The sequence below is a fragment of the Streptomyces vietnamensis genome (assembly GCF_000830005.1).
Taxonomy (GTDB): domain Bacteria; phylum Actinomycetota; class Actinomycetes; order Streptomycetales; family Streptomycetaceae; genus Streptomyces; species Streptomyces vietnamensis.
On the sequence record NZ_CP010407.1, the window covers coordinates 6,346,699 to 6,361,140 of the forward strand.

General features: G+C 69.8%; 15 protein-coding genes. 5 read left to right on the forward strand and 10 right to left on the reverse strand.

The window, feature by feature from the left end; all coding sequences use genetic code 11:
- Nucleotides 1-65 precede the first annotated feature (65 nt).
- The 3 genes from SVTN_RS28520 to SVTN_RS28530 are packed head-to-tail and all read right to left on the reverse strand — an operon-like array spanning nucleotide 66 to nucleotide 2,010.
- A complete protein-coding gene (locus SVTN_RS28520) occupies nucleotides 66-281 on the reverse strand; it encodes a hypothetical protein (protein ID WP_041131679.1) in 216 nt (71 codons plus the stop codon).
- Entirely contained in the window at nucleotides 278-724 is a 447-nt protein-coding gene (locus SVTN_RS45715; RefSeq protein WP_245727657.1) for a hypothetical protein, read from the reverse strand. Before SVTN_RS45715 ends, SVTN_RS28520 begins: the two co-directional genes overlap by 4 nt.
- Before the next feature lie 56 nt (nucleotides 725-780).
- Nucleotides 781-2,010, reverse strand: coding sequence for a helix-turn-helix domain-containing protein (locus SVTN_RS28530; RefSeq protein ID WP_041131680.1), 1,230 nt, complete (start codon nucleotides 2,008-2,010; stop codon nucleotides 781-783).
- A 164-nt stretch (nucleotides 2,011-2,174) separates the two neighbouring features.
- Between SVTN_RS28530 and SVTN_RS44395 the strand changes: the two genes are divergently transcribed.
- Nucleotides 2,175-2,411 (forward strand): hypothetical protein, encoded by a 237-nt coding sequence (locus SVTN_RS44395; protein ID WP_159026505.1) that lies wholly within the window; start codon nucleotides 2,175-2,177, stop codon nucleotides 2,409-2,411.
- A gap of 258 nt (nucleotides 2,412-2,669) precedes the next feature.
- On the opposite strand, the gene SVTN_RS28535 is transcribed toward SVTN_RS44395, so the two are convergent.
- The 6 genes from SVTN_RS28535 to SVTN_RS28560 all read right to left on the reverse strand — a co-directional run bounded on the left by SVTN_RS28535 (nucleotide 2,670) and on the right by SVTN_RS28560 (nucleotide 8,045).
- Nucleotides 2,670-3,044 carry a hypothetical protein gene (locus SVTN_RS28535; RefSeq protein ID WP_052499336.1) on the reverse strand — a complete coding sequence of 125 codons (375 nt, stop codon included), beginning with the start codon at nucleotides 3,042-3,044 and terminating at the stop codon, nucleotides 2,670-2,672.
- 110 nt (nucleotides 3,045-3,154) lie between these two features.
- The gene (locus SVTN_RS28540; protein ID WP_041131681.1) at nucleotides 3,155-4,864 is read right to left on the reverse strand and encodes a relaxase/mobilization nuclease domain-containing protein; all 1,710 of its coding nucleotides are present in this window, start codon (nucleotides 4,862-4,864) and stop codon (nucleotides 3,155-3,157) included.
- Nucleotides 4,861-5,478 carry a hypothetical protein gene (locus SVTN_RS45720; RefSeq protein WP_245727658.1) on the reverse strand — a complete coding sequence of 206 codons (618 nt, stop codon included), beginning with the start codon at nucleotides 5,476-5,478 and terminating at the stop codon, nucleotides 4,861-4,863. Before SVTN_RS45720 ends, SVTN_RS28540 begins: the two co-directional genes overlap by 4 nt.
- A 63-nt stretch (nucleotides 5,479-5,541) precedes the next feature.
- A complete protein-coding gene (locus SVTN_RS41490; RefSeq protein ID WP_078908531.1) occupies nucleotides 5,542-6,354 on the reverse strand; it encodes a DUF2637 domain-containing protein in 813 nt (270 codons plus the stop codon).
- 108 nt (nucleotides 6,355-6,462) lie between these two features.
- Nucleotides 6,463-7,209 (reverse strand): ATP-binding protein, encoded by a 747-nt coding sequence (locus SVTN_RS28555; protein WP_078908532.1) that lies wholly within the window; start codon nucleotides 7,207-7,209, stop codon nucleotides 6,463-6,465.
- The gene (locus tag SVTN_RS28560; RefSeq protein ID WP_041134317.1) at nucleotides 7,161-8,045 is read right to left on the reverse strand and encodes a hypothetical protein; all 885 of its coding nucleotides are present in this window, start codon (nucleotides 8,043-8,045) and stop codon (nucleotides 7,161-7,163) included. The genes SVTN_RS28555 and SVTN_RS28560 overlap by 49 nt, the downstream gene beginning before the upstream one ends.
- 271 nt (nucleotides 8,046-8,316) lie before the next feature.
- On the opposite strand from SVTN_RS28560, the gene SVTN_RS28565 reads away from it, so the two are divergent.
- The 3 genes from SVTN_RS28565 to SVTN_RS28575 all read left to right on the forward strand — a co-directional run bounded on the left by SVTN_RS28565 (nucleotide 8,317) and on the right by SVTN_RS28575 (nucleotide 10,273).
- Nucleotides 8,317-8,601: a helix-turn-helix domain-containing protein gene (locus SVTN_RS28565; protein ID WP_041131682.1), complete on the forward strand. Its 285-nt coding sequence runs from the start codon at nucleotides 8,317-8,319 to the stop codon at nucleotides 8,599-8,601.
- Nucleotides 8,602-8,917: 316 nt separating this feature from the next.
- Nucleotides 8,918-9,124: a helix-turn-helix domain-containing protein gene (locus tag SVTN_RS28570; RefSeq protein ID WP_041131683.1), complete on the forward strand. Its 207-nt coding sequence runs from the start codon at nucleotides 8,918-8,920 to the stop codon at nucleotides 9,122-9,124.
- 213 nt (nucleotides 9,125-9,337) lie between these two features.
- On the forward strand, nucleotides 9,338-10,273 hold the full coding sequence (locus SVTN_RS28575) for a tyrosine-type recombinase/integrase (RefSeq protein ID WP_245727659.1): 936 nt from the start codon (nucleotides 9,338-9,340) through the stop codon (nucleotides 10,271-10,273).
- A gap of 49 nt (nucleotides 10,274-10,322) precedes the next feature.
- Here the strand turns inward: SVTN_RS28575 and SVTN_RS28580 are convergent, their stop codons facing one another.
- Nucleotides 10,323-11,768 (reverse strand): hypothetical protein, encoded by a 1,446-nt coding sequence (locus SVTN_RS28580; protein ID WP_245727660.1) that lies wholly within the window; start codon nucleotides 11,766-11,768, stop codon nucleotides 10,323-10,325.
- Between the two features lie 859 nt (nucleotides 11,769-12,627).
- On the opposite strand from SVTN_RS28580, the gene SVTN_RS28585 reads away from it, so the two are divergent.
- Complete coding sequence (locus SVTN_RS28585) at nucleotides 12,628-14,406, forward strand: acetyl/propionyl/methylcrotonyl-CoA carboxylase subunit alpha (RefSeq protein ID WP_041131685.1); 1,779 nt, start codon at nucleotides 12,628-12,630, stop codon at nucleotides 14,404-14,406.
- The last annotated feature ends 36 nt before the right edge of the window (nucleotides 14,407-14,442 follow it).

Sequence of the window (14,442 nt, forward strand, 5' to 3'; positions counted from 1 at the left end):
CGCCCTCCGCCGAGTGGTGCGGGAGCGGTGCGGGGAGGCTCCGGGTCTCCTCGGCGGAGGGCCGTTCAGCGGCCGGTGACGAGGGAAGGCGGCACGACGTCCGGCACGGCCATGGCCACTCGGTCGCCCGTGGCGTCGAGGAGCTGGACGGCCTGGGTACGCAGCGCCCAGGAGGGCCCGGCCAGGCCGACGAAGGCGAGGAACGTCAGGGCGGTCCGGCCGCTGCGGTCCGGACCCATACGGGGCGCGGGGCGAGGGACGCGGTGACGGGCCCTGTTCACGAGGTCTCACCGAGGACGTTCTCGTGCCTGTCGAGAAGGCGGCAGGTCTGCGCGTACAACCGCTCCAGCTCGACCGAGGTGAGGATGAGGGCCCCCTCGGAGGACGAGCCGTCCTCGAAGTGGATCGTCACAGGCACCGAACCCTGGCGGGCGCGCGGGTCGTAGACCGCGTCACGGCCCGGCAGCAGAGTGGCGTGGGTGGCCTGCGCCGGCACCGGGCGCAGCGTCGTGCCGTCCGCCGGCGCGGACCAGGCGGGACCGCCGCCGGGCGGGCACAGGTGGTAGGTGGTGGCGGAGCCCTCACCGGGGAGGGTGACCACGACACCGACCCGGCCCTCGCGGGCCGTGTCGGCGGCGAGGTCGCCGAGCTGGGGGAGGAAAGGAGCCGCCGTTCCTAACTCGGCTCCTTGAGCGGGGAGATGCGAGAGGCTTCGTCCGGTCATGCCCTCGAAGTTAGGGACGCCCAAGACCCCGAATATGAGCCGGAGGAATACGACCCCTATCCGTCCAGGTGAAAGCGGTCGGACATGCGCCGCAACTTCTCCCGCGTGGCTGCACGTTCGGCGTAGACGATGCTCCGGAGGGTCGAGCGGGCGATGGGGTGGTTCCGTACGAGCTGGGGGGCGATCCGCTCGGCGGTCTCCAGCTCGACGAGGGCCTTGTCCCGGTTGCCGTCCCACAGCCAGGCCCGCGCGATGTCCATGTGATGGTGCCCCTGACGGGAGTTGGGCAGGGCTCCGACCAGCTCGGGGCTGGTGCGGCGGTTGATCTCCAGGGCCTTGCCCTGCTCGCCCATCTCCAGGGCCACGCTGATCGCGTGGATCTGCACGTTCCCAGCGGAGAACGTGAGCGAGTGCCGGTCGTACACCGGCGCCCCGACGTACGCGTCCATCCGCTCGGCTGCGTCCTTCGCGTACCCGATCCGGTCCTCCGCCTCGGTCGCGCGGCCGGCGCGGGCGGCCGAGACCGCGGCCCGGAGCTGGAGGGTGCCCCAGGCCCGTACGGCCAGCGGCTCGCCGTGCTCGTACGCCTGCTGCACCGAGGCGATCGCCTTGTCCGAGAGCGTCAGAGCGTCCGCCCAGTCGGCCGTCGCCCACATGTCCCAGACCCGCATCCAGTCCGCGACCGCGGGCAGCACGGGGTCCCCGGAAAGCCGGGCCGACCAGGCGGCCCGCTCGCAGGCCATCGCGACCAGTTCGGGGTGGCCGAGGGAGTGGGCGGCGGTGTGGGCGAACTTGCAGCACACCGCGTAGATCGCGTACGCCTCCTCCCGCTCATGTCCCTCCGAGACCTCGGCCAGGGCCCGCGCCTCGCGGAACAGGTCCGGCAGGACACGGAGGATCGCCACGTTGGAGGCTGTGTCGCGCAGCCGGTGCAGACGGGTGACTTCCCGCCACAGCTGCGGGGCGGGTCGCGGCGTCCCGTCGAAGACCGGGGCGAGGTCGTAACGGCGCAGTTCGCGCAGGATCGAGGAGGCGGCGATCTGCCACTGGTTGTCGTCCGGGGAGCTGCTGTACGGCCGTCCGATCAGGTCGTTCGGGTGGACGTGCAGCTCGGCTGCCACCTGGTTGAGCAGCCCGACCCGGTCCAGCTCGATCAGGCCCCGCTCCATCTTCGACACCCAGCCCTGCGACTTCCCCAGGGCCGTGGCGAGGTCCGCCTGCGGCATCCCGAGACGCAGCCGCGCCCTACGGACGCGCCGGCCGATCTCCTCGGCTTCCTCCAGCATCAGGACACCTCCCCAACCGCCGGACGGCCGTGCGGGCTGTGCCGGGCTGTCCGTACCGAGTTCGTCACCAGCACGGTACCCACATGGACGCCAGGCTGAGGGGCCTCAGGCGGATTGTTGCTGTGCTGCCGTAACCGCAGAGGATGGTCGGCGGTTGGCGGGACATGAAGAAGATCATCTCTGTTGCCGCCCTGGCCCTCACGAGCCTGGCCCTGGCTACCCCTGCACACGCCGATAATGACAGCAACTTCGGGCAGGGGGTGAACGCCGCGAACAACTGGAACTTCAGTGCCGCTGCCGTCTGTTTCCAGGAGCTGGCGGTCGTTCCTGTGGGTGGCGCGTGGGACGGCAGCACCGTCAACCACTGCGTCAACGGCAACGTCCTCAACCACAGCGGCTGATCGTTCGGCAGGTCTCTGTTCCGATTCGGGACAGGGTGGGTGGACTGCCAGGCCGGTTACGGCCTCATTCAGATGGGTCGCGCCCAGCGGGAAGCAGGCGGTGGCACGAAGGGGCGGCGCTTCCTTGCCCTGGGCGGGTGGCTCTGACACGAACGGCAGCCGGAGATGATCCCGGCTGCCGTTGTGTTCTCCGAGGTTCCCAGGCGAGCCCACTGTCGGGGCGACTGGTGTTACGGGTTCAGCCGCCTGGGGCTGGTGTTACTGCTTGCCGGGGACAAGGCCGTTCATCACGTAGGCGAGGCGCTCGATGTCGGAGGGGCCTTCGTGGGGCCGGTGGGTGATCACGTCTCCGAGCGTGAAGTCCTCGTTGGGCTGATCGTCGTACGGGGCCAGGACGATGTTCAGTCCGGCGGTTCCCATCTTCTTCTGGATCTCGGTGTCGATGAGGAGACGGACCTCGAGGGTTGCTTCGAGCTCGTCCCGGTTGGCCAGGAGGACGGTGGCCTGTTCCTCGTCGGTGAAGGGGCGGCCGTCGTAGTGGGAGAAGGTTCCGGTGTCGGGATGGATCCGGAAGTCGGTGTCGATGAGCAGGGTGAAGATGTCGGCGCGGAGGTAGGAATCGGTTTCGGGCAAGGGTGTTCTCCTCACATGGTGGGGTGGGTGCTGATAGATCCATGGTGCGGAGAATCCCCGGTTAGGCTAACCGGGGATTCTCGGCTATGTTTCGCCGTCCGATCTGTGGCTTAGCGTCGTCGGACAGGCGCGTTTGCGGTGCTGGCTCCCAGCGCCTCGGCCGGCCCTGGCGCGGCAGCATCGCGCTTGAGTCCGACAACGGCCAGGTACTCGGGATGCGGGTCGGCGGGCAGATCGGTCATCCTCCGTACGCGCCACACCAGTACGTCGCTGACTGACTCTGCGGTGCCCAGCTCGCGGCGTCCTGCTGCGTCGGCAAGGAGGGCGGCGGAGATGTGGCCGGCGGCCTCGGCGTCGGCGAGCGTGGCAGCGAGGGACGGCCAGCCGGGCTCAGCCAGTACCTGCTCAGCCAGCTGGGGCATCGCCGCCCGCACGGCGGCGGCCTGTCTCTCCAGCAACGGGCGGGCGAGGTTCCGGCCGCGCTGGTGGAGGACGGCGAGCGGCTGCTCGGCGGCGACCCGGTAGGCGCTGCGTAGGTGCTCGGCGGCCTGGTGGGCCGCTTCGGCCTGCTGGGCGTGACCCTTCCTGGCGTGCCAGTGCGCGGCGGCGGTGATCAGGAACAACAGCACGTCGATGGCCATGGCCGTAGTGGCGCCGTCCTCGCCGCGCCCGAGGGCAGGCCCGCCGCGGACGAGTTCGCGGGCGGCCTGCCGCAATGCCTGGTCGTGTCCGCGTGCGGCGCGGATGTGGGAGCGGGTGGCACGCTCGAATGCCCAGGCGGCCTCTCGTAGTTGGTGGCGGGTGTGGGCGGCGGAGGTCTTGGCGAGCGCGTCGAGGACTTCTCCGGCGGCGCTTATGTGCGCGGCGGCGACGGCGTCTTCGCCGTTGTGGACGAGGAGGACCGCATCTGAGAGCGCAGCTGCTGCATGCCGACGTGCGGCGGACGGTGCCATCGGCCCGGGAGGCGGTGGAGATTCGGGCTGGTCCATGGACCAGCGTTCGCGGATCCGGGGCAGGGAGAGGTCGGGGGCGAGGCGGGCGCCGGGGTAGTAGACGGGCTCGCCGTCCTTGTTGCGGTCGTCGGGCAAGGCGACCTTGTAACCGAGCAGGTCGCCGGAGGGAGCGACGCGCTTCTTGACTAGGAGGCCGGCGGCGGCCAGGCGGTCGAAGAACTCCTCGTCGCCGGTCGCGCCGGCCACGGCCCGTCGTACGGTCTCGCGGAGTTCCTCGCGGGCGGTGCGCTCGCGTCCCTGCCGTTCGGCCTTGTGCCGTTCGGCGCTGGTGGGCCGCTGGGCAGCGGTGCCGTCGCCGGGCGCGACCTGGTGCAGGCCGAGTTCTTTCTCGATGAGCCGGGCCTCGGCCTGGGCACGTTTGCCGGAGCGGAAGTCGTCGGGCCGGGTGCCGTCCTCGCACACGAGGGTGGCGACGATGTGGATGTGATCGTCTGCGTGCCGTACGGCGGCCCAGCGGCAGCCGGGCTGCCCCTCGCCCGGGTCGATCCCGGTGGCGGCGACGATCCTGCGGGCCACCTCGGCCCACTCCTCGTCGGACAGCATCCGGTCGCCGGGCGCGGTGCGGACGGAGGTGTGCCAGACGTGCTTGGCGGGACGGGCGTGCTCCGGCAGCGCCTGGACTGGCTGGTCCAGGAGCCGCTGGAGCGCCTTCAGCGTGGCGCCCGGGTCGCGGCCCGGATCGGGGGCCATGCCGTCGAACGAGGCGACCAGGTGCGGGTCGACGTGCTCCTCGCGCTTGCCGGGGCCGTAGAGGTAGGCGAGCAGGCCGATGGTCCGGTCGCCGGGCGGGTTGATGCTGGGGATCACGCCGCCTGCCGTCGTTCGAGGATGCTGGTCGCGGCGGCGTGCACGGCGTCGGCGGCTCGCCGGACCGCGGCGGTGGCGGCCTCCAGCTGAGGTGTGTCCGCGCCTGAGTTGAGGGCCTTCACAGCCTGATTGAGGTTGCTGCCGGCCCAGCCGAGCTTGCGCCGGCTGTCGAACAGCGCGGTGAGCATGTCGCGCTCGGTGGCGATCTCAGCGCTGGTGCGGCCGAGGTCGCGGGCTGCGGCGAGGGCGGCACGGGCGAGGAAGCCGGCGACGGTCAGATGGCACTGGGCGGCGGCGGTGGCGACGAGCGCGTACTCGTCGTCGTTGAAACGGGCCGAATGCTGATGATGGCGCTTCTTCGCGGGCGGCTGACGCGGACGCTGACGGGCACGGCGCTCGCGACGGCGGGACTTCGGCTTCTCCTCCTTCCCCGGCTTCGATCCGCCCTCGGTCGAAGCCTCCAGGACCTGCGCCCCCTGGTGCAGGTCCTCTCCCGTCCCTTCGGGGGCGGGTACGGCGGAAGCACTGCTTCCGCCCCAACTTGCTCCGCCCGGGACAGGGTTGGTGGCCACCAACGGCTGGTTGGTGGGGGCCTCGGTGTGGCTGTCGTGCATCGGGGTGTTCCTTCGGAGTGAGTGCTGGAGGGGCGCCCGTGTAGGCATGGGGTGACAGGAGTGTCAGGCGGTGGCCGCCAGATTCTTGGTGGTGGCCGCTTCCTTCAGGACGGTGTCGGCGGCCTTCTGGGCTCGGGCCCTGTCGACGGTGTAGCCCTGGGCACGGGCGGTGCGCTCCAGGTCGGTCCGGCGGACGGTGCCGGTCTCGTAGCGCATCTGGCGGGCGAGCTCCAGGAGGTACGCGTCAGAGGCGCTGGCCTTGCGCCCGCCAGGTTTTGGCGTCGCTTTCCTCGGCGGTGTGGCGGTGGCGGGAGGCGGCGCCGTGGCGGTCGTGGCGGGGGAAGCCGGTGCGGCGGGCGGCTTCGGCTCTGGCGTGGCGGTCGGCTGCGCCAGGCGCTGCTTAGCGGGTATGGCGGTGGCGGCGGACTTGGCAGCGGGCGGTGGCGGTCCGCCACTGGGTGCCTTGGCGGTTGGCGGTTCGGCCGCCATCGCCTTGTTGGCGGCGAGGTGGCGGTTGATGACGAGGTAGAGGTGGACGGCGCCGGCGAGGGCGAGTGGGGCGATGGCGGACAGGGCGCCGACGGTGGCGTTGTTGAGATGGAGACGGGCCTGTTCGTTCAGGCGGATGGCGTGCAGGGCGTTGGCCCAGATGCTGGTGCCGGTCGCCAGGGTGACGAGCGTCCACACGTACAGGCGGGAGCGGAGAGGGGCGGTGCGCAGGATGAGCAGGGCAGTGACGCCCAGCGCGATGAAGCCGTCGATGACGAGGGGGAAGAGGTAGGTCAGCGGTCCACTGATGTGGGCGGCGACGGCCATTTGCCGCAGGGCGTCGTAGGAGAGGACGAAGCCGACGGCGGCGATCAGGGTGATCCCCATGAGGAGGGGACGGCCTCGCCGTTCGAAGGCGGGGCGTATCGGGGCAGGGGAGGGCAAGAGCAGGAATCTCCGGTGTGGTGCAAGGGGGCGGGATGGGCGCTGTCGGGGTCAGGCGACGGGCTTCTGACGGCGGCGGTCGTCGCCTTCGAGGGTGACGCGTTCGGTCATCTGGGCCAGGCGGGAGGCGACGCGGTCGCCGAGGGCTGCCCGCAGGGTGTCGGTGGTGAGGTTGCTGGTGATCAGGGTGGGGCGCAGGTGCTCGTACCGGTGGTTGATCAGCCGGTAGGTGAGCTCCTCGGTCCACTCGCTGGTCTTCGCTGCGCCGAGGTCGTCCAGGAGCAGCAGCGGGCAGCGCATCAGGCTCTGCAGGTCGCGCTCGCTGTCGAACCCGGGGCGGGGGCGCAGGCGGGCGTAGAGGTCGGCGGCGGTGACGGCTTCCCAGCGCAGGCGGACCCCAGCAGCCAGCAGGCTGCGGATCGCCCCGTATGCCTGGTGGGTCTTGCCGGTGCCGGTCGGGCCGACGATCCGCAGCGAGGGGCCCTCCGCGATGCCCGGGGCGCCGCCGGGGCCGGGGCGTCCGGCGCGGGCGATCGCGTCCGCCCAGGCGGTGACCTGGGGGTGGTCGGCTAGGGCGTGGCGGAAGCGCGCGGGGATACGGGCTTCCGCCTGTTCCAGTGCGGTGACCGGCTCAGGTGCCGGCTCCTGGGCGGCGGCGTCGGGAGCGATGCCGCGCTGGGCCAGGATGTCGCCGAGTCGGCTGGTGATCCGGGCGGGCTGCTGCGGAGCGCGGGTGAGGGCGGTGGTGGTCAGAGGTCGCCTCCGTAGGCAGCGGCGGTGTTGGTGGGGTTGGTCCATGGCTGGTGGGCGGCGGCGGGGGTGGCGTTCATGGCCTCGTGGACGAGGCTGGGCAGGGTGCTGGGGTGCAGGCCCTTGGCGCGGTGACGGTTGAGGCCGGCGCGGATGTGGTCCGGGGCGATGCCCTCGTTGAGGAGCTTCTTCACCTCGTGGCCGAGGTGGCTGAGCACGTCCTGCGGCGGGCGGTGAGCGCATCCGGCGGCGTACTCGCCGATCAGGTCCTTCGTCGAGACCGAGTCGGGCGCGGGGGGCGCTTGCGCCCCCAACGGGGTAGATCCTAGATCCCTGTTCCTAGGTCCTAGATCCGGACAGTGAGGGCTCACGGAGGGTTCGGTGAGCCCTCCCTGCGGCTGCGGTGAGTGCTCACGGAACCGACTCTGACCTGCGGATTCGTTGTTCACGGAGGGCTCCGTGAGTCCTCCCGGACGACTCGCGGAAGTCTCCGCGAGGGCTCCCTGTACCTGCGGTGAGGGCTCGCGCGGAATCCCGAGATCGTGGTGCGGGCACGGGGGAGTGCGGACGCCGCTGGGCCGGTTGATCTTCTGGTGCTGGGCGAAGGTGACGATGTGCAGGTACCGCTTGCCGTCCCCGCCCTCGTACCGGCAGATCAGCCCGGCACCGTGGAGCTGGATCAAGTCGTCCTCGACCGCCTCCGGGCCGTGCTCGCGGCGCAGCGACCACAGCTGGCCGGCGATGACGGCGGCCTGGTCGCGGAACCGGCCCTGGTCGTCGGCCTGGGTGAGCAGCCCGAAGAAGGTCCGCTCGGCGGACAGCGACACCGCCGCGAGGGACTCGGACGAGAACGCCTCGGGCTTGATGGTGCGGATACGGGCGATGGCGATCGACCGCCTTTCAGGGAGAGGGCTGGGGAATCCGGCGGTGCCGGGGTGCATGGCCAACACAGCCACACCTGGGGCGCAGAAGTCCAGACTTTGCACTGGAATTCCGTACAGCCCGGCGGCATGTCGCGTCGGCGAGTCCCGCAACTGTAGGGCCGAATTACCGGTCACCGAAATCGCCGCCGGAAATCGCCGGGTGATTTGCATCGCTCACGGCAGACAGGAATGCCCTTCCGGACCGGCCGGCGCGCAAGCTACAACACCACCCATGCCGCCACGCCCCCTCGTCATCGGACCCGCCGGACACGCCGCCGCCCACGCCATCGAACGCACCCGCACCGCCCGCGGCTACTCCCAGCGCCAGCTCGCCGCCCGCGTCACCGCACTCGGCCGGCCCATGACCTTCACCGCGCTCTCCCGCATCGAACGCACCGTCCGCCGCTGCGACATCGACGACCTCGTCGCCATCGCCGCAGCCCTCGGAATCGCCCCGCAAGCCCTTCTCGCCGGCGCCCTCACACCCTCATGGGTGGCCGGGGCGGGCGAAATATAGCCGACGATCCCCGGTTAGGGAAACCGGGGATTCTCCGGATCATTGTGGGTCCCGGAACGCCCGTTGTGCCGGTCCCTGTCAGAAGTCTGCCCACATCCCCAGAAGAAGCCTTACTTGATCCGCCTACGCGCCGATTTCAGATCCCCCCGCCGTGTACGTGTAGTCCCGCTCGTTTCCTCTTCTGTTCCGCTCGGAGATTCCGGCCGTACGTAGAAGCCCTATTCGGCGACCTCGCGGCATCGGCTGGGCTTGTTGCCCCCCGCCCCAGCTAGATCTCTCAATTCTCGTCGCTCTTTCTCCCGCAAAGGAACCGCCTATGGCCCCGCGCCTGCTGTCCATACCTGCCGTCGCCGCAGCCCTGGACGTCGACCGCCGAACGGTCTACCGCTTCATCGCCGCCGGCGAGCTGCCTGTCGTCGACCTGCGCACAGGACCGACTCGCTCTCGCGTTCGCGTCCCCGCCGCGAGCCTGGACGACTTCATCAACAGCCGGGCGGTCCCCTCGCCCGCGCGACGCCGCTGACCAGGACCAAGCCCGTCCGTACGCGAAACAGGAAGGACCGGAACCACGTACCTCCGGAAGCTGAAGTCCGGCAAATGGCAGGCGACCGTCCGCAACCGGGCTGGAGACCGGTTCAGCGAGTCGTTTCCCCTCAAGGCACAGGCCCGTGCCTGGGGCGCCGAGATGGAGACCCAGTTCGCCCGCGGAAGCATGCGGGACCCCCGAGCCGGCGAAATGGCGTTTCACGAGTGGCATGCCCGCTGGTGGCAGGCCCGCGTCGTCGAGCCCCACACGCTGCGCGGCGACGCCTCCAGCATCAAGAACCACGTGCTGCCCCACTGGGCCGACTGGGAGATGCGGGCCATCACCCGCATGGACGTCCAGAGCTGGATCCGCGGACTGGTCGAGAAGGGGGTCGGTGCCTCGGCGACCAAGAGGGCCTACAACCTGCTGTCGTCCATCATGCGTACGGCCGTCGACGACGATGTCATCGCGGTCAGCCCCTGCCGGAACATCGACCTGCCGCAGATCGCGATCAAGCCCCCGCAATGGTTCACCCTCGATCAGGCGCAGAGCATTGTCGACGAGCTCCCGGCCCCTTGGCGCACCATGTGTCTGCTCGGCTTCTACACGGGCCTGCGCTGGGGCGAACTCGCCGGCCTGCACCGCCATCGGATCGACCGGCGCCGTTCCCGCCTGTTCGTGGTGGAGGTCAACACCAAGAGCGGCATCAAGGAGTACCCCAAGAGTTCGAGGAGCCGTCGGGAGGTCCCGCTCCCACCACACGTCCTGGATGCCCTCGAACAGCACATCCACCCGCTCGACCGCGACGCCCTGGTCTTCACCACCATCACCAAGGGCCGCGCCGGCCGTCGGCTCGACGACGGCAACTGGCGCCGCCAGACCTGGTGGCCGGCCATCGAGAATGCCCACTACTTCGATGCCGACGGTGAGCAGCTTCCCGTCCCGCACTATCCGCCGCATTCCATGCGTCACACCTGCGCCTCGTGGCTCGTCCAGAAGGGAGTCTCGCTCTACGAGGTCCAGCACCTCCTCGGCCACGAGAGCTTCCAGACCACCCAGCGCTACGCCCACCTGCAGCCTGATGCCCACAAGGCAGTGCTCGGGGCGTGGGAGCGGCTGGACGTTCCGCTCACCATCGCAGCATGAGCGAAGCTCCGCCCCGTCCGGTACGGACGGGGCGGAGGTGTTTGTTCGTTCAGGCGGACGCGCTCTCATCAGGAGAGGACCAGCGCCCCTTGCTGTCGAATGGCCAGGCGTGTGCGTGCAGGTTGCCCTGAAGGAGCTCGCGCAGAGCCTCACGGCTGGATGGAGGATCCGGGGGAGTCCTCAAGGGTGCACTCAGTGGATCGATCCGTTCCGCGTGCGCCTCTGCCCACTCCAGCCACTCCGACTGGACGGGTGGCAGGGAGTTGTCCTCGGCACGCGCACGGGCTGCCCGGCAGAAGGCTCGAATCTCGTCTGCCTGACGCCATGCCTTCACCTGCTCGGCCAGGGTCTCTGCTCGGTGCCGCTCGATCTGTCGTTCACGTGCCTGGGCCACAGCCGCGTACCACTGCCGCCGCTGCTCGGCCTTGCGCTGCTCCTCCTCCTGCTGTTGGCGTTCGGCCGAAGCGACGATGTCCTCAAGATCACGTAGGAGGCGGCCAAGGCGGGACTCAAGGGTCCACCGTGCGCCATCGCTTTGCGTATACGCACGCTGGTGCCAGTCACCCGCCGGCGCACCGATTTCGAGGCGGCCGTTGAACTCAAGGTCGTACTTCGGGATACGCGTCCAGGGGCTGCGCTCCTGTCGGCGCATCTCCTGCGGTGTCGGTTCGTGCGGCACCTTGCTGGTCCGCTCGGTGACAGCAAGGGGCAGTGCGTGACCGCGGATGACAACGACGAGCTTGTGTACGGCCTCCCCACGGTGAAGGTCGGTTCGGGTCTCCACTTCGTAGCCACGGTTCTCCGCCTCCGTCAGCAGCGCATGCATGATGCGGAGAGCACGGTCGATCAGCTCCCGTGATACGTGCAGGGGGATGACATCGCGCTTTTCGCGGGTGTCCACCGTCGTGCTCTTGGACCTGCCGAGAGCCTTGCGTGTGGCACGGACCAGCCGATGAGGACGATCCAGCTCGTCGGGTACATCAATGGCCGGCACCGGCGGAGGCTCAGCCACCTTCACGGCTTCCTCGTCGACCAGCGTGAAGACGCAGTCGCCACGCTGCCGGCCTGCCCACCGCAGTTTGTGTCCGTCCGGGATGTGCCCCTGATGGAGCGCGCTGTAATAGGCCGCCCGCCACTGGCCCCGCGTACGCGGGCCCGGATCGGGCACGGTGAGTCGCCCGGATGCGGTGGACTGGAGCCGGGTGATCAACTCGAATCCGTCGGCGGGCGCGTTCTCCGCCCTCTCGGCGTCATCGGCCAACCGCTTCTTCTCCGCCCGGATCTCCTCCGGGTGCTTGCCGTGCTTGAGGAAGTAACGGCCGTCCGGTGTCATCATCGCGACGTGGTTGTGCCCGCTCCAGCTCCGCTTGATCAGCCCGCGCTGTTCAAGAGCCCAGGTTGTGTTCGTGCTGCTGGGCGCGACGGGAAACGTGCCTGGTGCCGCTGCGATCTGGTGGAGCAGACCTGTCTGCTGCTCCGTCAACGTGTACTTCACGGCAGGCTCCACCTCGACGGGCCGTGGGCGGAGTACCAAAGTAGGGTGGCCGGGCAGTCCGAGGGCGCACTCTCTTACACGTTCGGGTTTCACCGCCCGAACCGGCCCTGAGCAGACGAGTGCCTGGTGTAGGGAGCTCAGGGGTCTCCCGGCAGAGCATTGGGCCGTGACGCTCGTTTGACGCTCTGGCCACCTCACCATCTTCTGGCAAGGCAGGAAAGGCGGCTCTGCCCTGTGCTTTCTCCCTTGGTCGGGACTGGTGACCTCTTTTCGATGACGCACCACGTGGAGTGCGTGGCGATCCTTGAGCCAGTGAAGTAGGGCGGTCCGGCCTGGGGCCCTGCGGGTGCGTGTGAGGGATGGCGCGTAAGCCGCCAGGAGCTCTTGTCGTGTCCGTGCCGCGGCGGAGGGAGGAGCGGCAGGTGAGGCGGTCGGTGTTCTCGCCGAACGCTTCACCTACTCCGTCCGCCGTGCGGGATCGGATCCGGTGACCTCGCCCCTGAGCGACCCGGGGCCCGGGCCGACCCTGGTGGTGGACGAAGGGCAGGACCTGCCATCGGAGTTCTACCGCCTGTGCCGCGTTCTCGGGGCTCGTACGACGGCGTTCGCGGACGAATGTCGGCCGGTCCTTCTCCGGTCGTCGGTCGGTCCTTCTCCGGGTGTCTCTCTGACGGGTTTCTGACGTTGGGGCGGCACTTCTTTGCGTTCGTCTGCAGTTCCTGAATCTGACGGTGAAGCAGGCTGCGAAATCTGACGGAACCGGTCGGAGCCCTGCACCGGGAGGCATTGCAGGGGATTTCGGCGCGGGACAACCTTGAACACGAGTTCAAGCGAGTTCCGAGTCGGGAGAGAGTCCATCGTGCGCAAGGTGCTCATCGCCAACCGCGGCGAGATCGCTGTCCGCGTGGCCCGGGCCTGCCGGGATTCGGGGATCACGAGTGTGGCCGTGTACGCGGATCCGGACCGGGATGCCCTGCATGTGAGGGTGGCGGACGAGGCGTTCGCGCTCGGTGGTGACACACCGGCGACGAGCTATCTCGATGCCGCCAAGGTGCTGCGGGCGGCGGCCGATTCCGGTGCGGACGCGGTGCATCCCGGTTATGGGTTCCTTTCGGAGAACGCCGAGTTCGCGCAGGCGGTCCTGGACGCCGGGCTGATCTGGATCGGTCCGCCGCCGCAGGCCATTCGTGATCTGGGTGACAAGGTGTCGGCCCGTCACATCGCCCTGCGTGCCGGCGCGCCCCTGGTCGCCGGTACCCCGGACCCCGTGGCCGGTGCCGACGAGGTCGTGGCGTTCGCCGAGGAGCACGGCCTGCCGGTCGCGATCAAGGCCGCCTTCGGTGGTGGCGGTCGCGGTCTGAAGGTCGCCCGCACCCTGGAGGAAGTACCGGAGCTGTACGAGTCGGCGGTGCGCGAGGCCGTCGCCGCGTTCGGTCGGGGCGAGTGCTTCGTCGAGCGGTACCTCGACCGGCCGCGGCACGTGGAGACCCAGTGCCTGGCCGACCGGTACGGCAATGTGGTCGTCGTGTCGACACGGGACTGCTCGCTGCAGCGGCGGCACCAGAAGCTGGTCGAGGAGGCGCCCGCGCCGTTCCTGTCGCGGGAGCAGGAGGCCGAGCTGTATGCGGCGTCCAAAGCCATTCTGAAGGAGGCCGGTTACGTCGGCGCCGGCACCGTGGAGTTTCTCGTCGGTGTCGACGGCACGATCTCCTTCCTGGAGGTCAACACGCGTCTGCAGGTCGAGCACCCGGTGACCGAGGAGGTCACCGGCATCGATCTCGTCCGCGAGATGTTCCGGATCGCCGACGGCGAGGAGCTCGGCTACGGAGACCCGGAGATCCGCGGTCACTCCTTCGAGTTCCGCATCAACGGCGAGGACCCGGGCCGCAACTTCCTCCCGGCCCCCGGCACCGTCACCGCCTTCGGGCCGCCGTCCGGGCCCGGTGTGCGCCTCGACACCGGTGTCGAGGCCGGGTCGGTGGTCGGTCCGGCCTGGGACTCCCTGCTCGCCAAGCTCGTCATCACCGGCGCCACCCGTGAGCAGGCTCTGCGGCGGGCCGCCCGTGCTCTGGGCGAGTTCACGGTGGAGGGGATGGCCACCGCCCTCCCGTTCCACCGGAAGGTGGTCACCGATCCTGCCTTCGCCCCCGAACTGCAGGGCGAGGAAGGACCGTTCGCCGTCCACACGCGCTGGATCGAGACCGGGTTCAGCAACGACATCCCCGCGTTCGCGGCGCCCGGCGAGGCCGGGGCCGACGGAGAGGCCGGCCGCGAGACCCTGGTCATCGAAGTCGGAGGCAGGCGCCTGGAGGTCTCCATCCCCTCCCCGTCGTCGCTGGGCACGGTGGTGGCCCGCGGCGGTGCGGCCGTCGGGTCCAGACCTGCGCGCCGCCCGGCCAGGACGTCGGGGCCCGCCGCTTCCGGTGGCCACCTCGTCTCGCCGATGCAGGGAACCATCGTCAAGGTGGGCGTCGAGGACGGCCAGGAGGTCAAGGAGGGCGATCTCATCGTCGTCCTGGAGGCGATGAAGATGGAACAGCCCCTCAACGCCCACCGCTCCGGCACCGTCAGCGGGCTCTCCGCGCAGGTCGGTGCGTCGATCACCTCCGGCACGGTCATCTGTGAGATCAGGGATTGATCTGCCCTCCTTCTGATTCGTCCCTCCTTCTGATTT